This window comes from Wolbachia endosymbiont of Cylisticus convexus (genome assembly GCF_003344345.1).
Genome location: NZ_QPIP01000099.1, coordinates 1 through 4,897 on the forward strand (window position 1 = coordinate 1; position 4,897 = coordinate 4,897).

Consider the following 4,897-nt stretch of genomic DNA (forward strand, 5'->3'; position numbering starts at 1 on the left):
AATTGCAGTTTTGTCTGTATAAAGCTTTGCCATAGCAACCCTTGAATAGGTATCAATAAAAGTTTGCTGGTCCTATACCCTTCTACATAATAAGTGTCTTGAGAACCTAAGTAACCAGTGTTTCAATTTCACCATCTTTGTTCTTTCACTTTCTCTAAAGCTGCAAGTTGCTCTTCAGTTAAAATTATGCCATCTTGTGCAACCTTCGCTTCAAGAGCTTTAAGTCTTTTTTTGAACGTTTCAATATCGTTTCTTAGCCATACAACCACCTTCGGAAATCCCTTTTTCTCAGCTCATTTGCAGCTCTTTATTGTCCATATGCTGGAAATTCTGTTGCGATCTGCTCTTTCTATGTCTTCGGAAACTCTGTTTGCCATAAGTGATTTTTTCTTACTTATCTCATGCAGTGCTTCTTCTCCTCCATTTTCATATAATTCCTTGAATCGATAAAACGTATCTCTTGAGTAGCCCATACGCTTGAGATACATTTCCTAATTGTTTTGCTAGCTCTAATAACCCTAACTTTGGTTTTAGTATTTTTGCTTGTATTGTACTCATATCTAACACTCCTTTCTTTTATTATTTTATAACTTACTTTTCTAAAGTGTCAGATCAAGTCTTGTTTAATACACATAATTTTAACTGAAGAGCAACTTGCAGCTTTAGAGAAAGTGAAAGAACAAAGATGGTGAAATTGAAACACTGGTTACTTAGGTTCTCAAGATACCTATTATGTAGAAAGGTATAGGACCAGCAAACCTTTGTTGATACCTATTCTAGAGTTGCCTTTGCTAAGCTTTACACGGAAAGGACTGCTATCACAGCTGCAGATCTTTTTAATGATAGAGTACTTTGATGAACAGATTGCTACGCATTTTGACTGATAGGGGTACGGAATACTGTGGCAAACCAGAGAATCACAGTTATACTTAGGAATCGAAAATATTGATCATTCAAGAACTAACCCCACAAACTAATGGCATATGTGAAAGATTCCACAAAACTATGCAAGATGAGTGTTACAATATTATTTTTCGCAAGAAAATCTACAATTCTTTGGAAGATCTTCAGATTGATGTTAATCATTGGTTGCGTTCTTACAATGAGAGCAGACCTCACTCAGGTAAATACTGCTATGGCTATGCAGACTTTTCTTGATAGCAAACACATTGCTTTTCAGAAAAATATTAGTAACATTAAACAAGAGACTGATATTAGTTTTCAATTCTTCTGTCAGTTAATTCTCATCTGTCAGATTAAGTTGTGTCTAGTACAACTTAGAAAAATAAATTGTATATTTTTTGGTAAATTGACTATGCTAAACACATGCAAAAACGTCATATAACTATTTGTTGTGTACTGCTTTTCATAATAGGAGCATTATTTTTGATACGTCCTATGGTTGTCCCGTGTCTAATATCTGTTTTTATTGCACATTTGTTTAATCCGTTAGTAACCAAGTTTGAAAAATATAGAATACCGCGTTCATGTTCCGTAGTTTTTATAATACTTGCCTTATTGATAGCTTTTATATTAGCTATCACATTTGTTTTACCTATTATATATGTTCAAATTACTTTAATATTAAATTTCTTAGTGAATAAGGTACCTTCATTAAAGCTTAAAGTGATTCCTTCTGTATTAGAATTTCTTAATATAAAAGCTGAAGATAGTTTATTTGATCACTTGTCTAAAAATCTAGTAGAAAATTACAGTGATTATATATCTTATTTTATAAATGCTCTTAGCATGGGCAGCAATCTTATAATTCAAGTGTTAAGTTCAAGCTTTAGCTTGATTTACATGGCATCATCAATAGCTATTACGCTTGTGGTGTTCTTCTATATATTACGTGATTGGCCTTTAATTGTAGAAAAAGCCAAGAAACTAATTCCCATTTCTTACAGAGAAAAAGCTGCAGATTATTTTTCCAAAGTAGATTTCATTATATCTAATTACCTAAAGGGGCAATTAAACGTATGTATAGTCATGATGATCTTTTACTCCGTGAGCCTTAGCATAATCGGGCTGAAGCATTCTGTAGCTATTGGAATTTTATCAGGAACATTAACATTTATACCCTACATAGGGCCATTATTATACACTATTATCGGGTTTCTGAGTGCCATCACTCAATTTAGTGGGTGGTTTGAAAGTGCTGCTGTCTTGCTGTTATTTAGTGTTGGACAATTAATAGACTCAAGCATATTAGTTCCTTTATTAATAGGAAAAAAAGTTCATATACATCCAACTATCATTATTTTTGGAGTTGTCATATGTACCTCATATTTTGGGTTCATAGGTATATTATTTTTTATTCCAATAATAGCAATATTCAGTGTATTAGTAAAATATACAGTCAATAAATATTTTGAAAGTGAGCTTTATAAAAATGGCTAATTAGTTCACGATAAAAAGAAAAATGAATCAAGGACCTCTGATACATTTGAGAAATACAAGTAAATTTTTATGCAAAAATTATTATCAAAAAGTAGCAATGCGAGAGGCTTTACGTGCAATTAAATTTATTTAACAATAATCAAGTTGATTATTGTTGGCAAAATTATATCATCTTAGACGAAAATAAGCAGGTATATAACTCGATAGTTAATGATTTATCTTGGAAATGCCTGATTCTTTTTGGACCTAAAAGCTCTGGAAAAACTCACCTTGCTCATATTTGGCAATCAATAAACGATGCAATTTTTATCGATGTGAATAATTTTGTAAGCGAGATTAGGTATAGCGATGCGTTTATTTTAGAAGATGTACAAAACATTAAAGATGAGGCAATGTTGTTACATTGTTACAATTACATAAAAGAAAATGACAAGAGACTGCTAATCACTTCTTCGATTTCACCGAAAAAGCTTAACTTCAAACTAAAAGATTTAAGCTCTCGAATATTGTCAACTATCAGCGTAAAAATTTTACCTGCAAGCGAGGAATTATTAAGAATTATGCTAATAAAACAATTTTCAGATAAACAGTTAAAAATTGACCTAAAGGTAATTAATTATATTCTAGCAAGAATAGAACGTTCTTTCCATAGCATTAATAAAATTATAGAAAAAATAGATAATGAATTTATAAGATCAAATGTAACCATTCCTTTTATTAACACTTTATTAAAAAAAAGTGCCAAGTGATTCCTTTTTTTGTGAGGTATTTGTTATGTATATTAAAAATTTATTAATTTCCATATATTAACGCAGTTGAAACCATCATATGCGTCAAGTTAAGGAAAAAGATATGAGGAGATAGAATAACAAGTTCTCCCAGATATACTTTTAGTGAGAGAAGTAACGATAAATAAAATAACTTGCCTATCAAATAACCTCAACAAATTTTTCAATGAAATGGCAATCAATTGAAACAGAAAAGGAAGAGGCGGTTCATCATTCATAAAAGCTATAATTTTGGGTAATTGAAAACTGCAGCATAGATGCAATGTGCCAATTATTAAACGAAGAATTTGTGGAAACAGGGTTTAGGTTTACTAAAGAAGCAGTAGAATTTATGAAAAGATGGCTTTATTTAAAGATACCCTGCAAATTGATTGTAGAATCTTGCAGCAATTTAAAAGCATTGGATAGTAGCTCTGCCTAACAATCTGTATAAAGGGTAGTTACAAAGGTTATGAGAGTAATACTAAATCTAGAATAAAGTTGCAATTAGTTTTTGATTACTTAGGAGAGTAGAGCAGGAAAACTTCCTTCCTGGCCCCTCACTAAACTGTACGTAAAGTAGAGTGGGCAGCCAGCGAGTTACTTGTTAGTTGTACTAGACACAACTTAATCTGACAGGCAAGAATTAACTGACAGAAGGATTGAGGTAGTTAAAACTAATATCAGTCTCTTGTTTGATGCTACTAATATTTTTCTGAAAAGCAATATGTTTGCTATCAAGAAAAGTCTGCATCGGTGTTTTGCCATAGCAATATTTACCTGAATGAGGTCTTGTCTCATTGTAAGAACGCAACCAATGATCAACATCTATCTGCAAATCTTCCAAAGAACTGTAGATTTTCTTTCTAAAGATAATATTGTAACACTCATCTTGCATAGTTCTATGAAACCTCTCACATATGCCATTAGTTTGTGGGGTTAGTTCTTGAATGATCAATGTTTTCAATTCCTAAATATAGCTGATAAGCGTGATTTTCTGGTTTGCCACAGTATTCCGTACCCCTATCAGTCAAAATGCGGGATAATGGTACTTTTGTCCATCAAAGAATGGTATGACTCTATCATTAAGAAGATCTGCAGCAGTAATTGCAGTTTTGTCTGTATAAAGCTTTGCCATAGCAACCCTTGAATAGGTATCAATAAAAGTTTGCTGGTCCTATACCCTTCTACATAATAAGTGTCTTGAGAACCTAAGTAACCAGTGTTTCAATTTCACCATCTTTGTTCTTTCACTTTCTCTAAAGCTGCAAGTTGCTCTTCAGTTAAAATTATGCCATCTTGTGCAACCTTCGCTTCAAGAGCTTTAAGTCTTTTTTTGAACGTTTCAATATCGTTTCTTAGCCATACAACCACCTTCGGAAATCCCTTTTTCTCAGCTCATTTGCAGCTCTTTATTGTCCATATGCTGGAAATTCTGTTGCGATCTGCTCTTTCTATGTCTTCGGAAACTCTGTTTGCCATAAGTGATTTTTTCTTACTTATCTCATGCAGTGCTTCTTCTCCTCCATTTTCATATAATTCCTTGAATCGATAAAACGTATCTCTTGAGTAGCCCATACGCTTGAGATACATTTCCTAATTGTTTTGCTAGCTCTAATAACCCTAACTTTGGTTTTAGTATTTTTGCTTGTATTGTACTCATATCTAACACTCCTTTCTTTTATTATTTTATAACTTACTTTTCTAAAGTGTCAGATCAAGTCTTGTTT

At 32.4% G+C, this 4,897-nt stretch carries 6 protein-coding genes and 3 pseudogenes; 4 read left to right on the forward strand and 5 right to left on the reverse strand.

Features of this window, described 5'->3' with window-relative positions:
- Positions 1-558 (reverse strand): annotated as a pseudogene (locus tag Wcon_RS08230) (helix-turn-helix domain-containing protein); the annotation flags it as partial.
- Between the two features lie 74 nt (positions 559-632).
- On the opposite strand from Wcon_RS08230, the pseudogene Wcon_RS08235 reads away from it, so the two are divergent.
- From Wcon_RS08235 to Wcon_RS12165, 4 genes and pseudogenes are all read left to right on the forward strand, one after another.
- Positions 633-1,198, forward strand: a pseudogene (locus Wcon_RS08235) (integrase core domain-containing protein); the annotation flags it as partial.
- Between the two features lie 128 nt (positions 1,199-1,326).
- Positions 1,327-2,400 (forward strand): AI-2E family transporter, encoded by a 1,074-nt coding sequence (locus Wcon_RS08240; protein ID WP_114517837.1) that lies wholly within the window; start codon positions 1,327-1,329, stop codon positions 2,398-2,400.
- Between the two features lie 113 nt (positions 2,401-2,513).
- Positions 2,514-3,149: a DnaA ATPase domain-containing protein gene (locus Wcon_RS08245; protein WP_114517838.1), complete on the forward strand. Its 636-nt coding sequence runs from the start codon at positions 2,514-2,516 to the stop codon at positions 3,147-3,149.
- Between the two features lie 159 nt (positions 3,150-3,308).
- Positions 3,309-3,698: pseudogene (locus tag Wcon_RS12165) on the forward strand (IS4 family transposase); the annotation flags it as partial.
- 115 nt (positions 3,699-3,813) lie between these two features.
- On the opposite strand, the gene Wcon_RS13475 reads toward Wcon_RS12165, so the two are convergent.
- The 4 genes from Wcon_RS13475 to Wcon_RS13490 form a co-directional block, all read right to left on the reverse strand.
- Complete coding sequence (locus tag Wcon_RS13475) at positions 3,814-4,134, reverse strand: integrase core domain-containing protein (protein WP_458694584.1); 321 nt, start codon at positions 4,132-4,134, stop codon at positions 3,814-3,816.
- 266 nt (positions 4,135-4,400) lie between these two features.
- A complete protein-coding gene (locus tag Wcon_RS13480) occupies positions 4,401-4,541 on the reverse strand; it encodes a hypothetical protein (RefSeq protein ID WP_458694580.1) in 141 nt (46 codons plus the stop codon).
- Positions 4,542-4,565: 24 nt separating this feature from the next.
- On the reverse strand, positions 4,566-4,745 hold the full coding sequence (locus Wcon_RS13485; protein WP_458694579.1) for a helix-turn-helix domain-containing protein: 180 nt from the start codon (positions 4,743-4,745) through the stop codon (positions 4,566-4,568).
- A complete protein-coding gene (locus Wcon_RS13490; RefSeq protein WP_338062146.1) occupies positions 4,699-4,830 on the reverse strand; it encodes a hypothetical protein in 132 nt (43 codons plus the stop codon). The genes Wcon_RS13485 and Wcon_RS13490 overlap by 47 nt, the downstream gene beginning before the upstream one ends.
- Positions 4,831-4,897 lie beyond the last annotated feature (67 nt).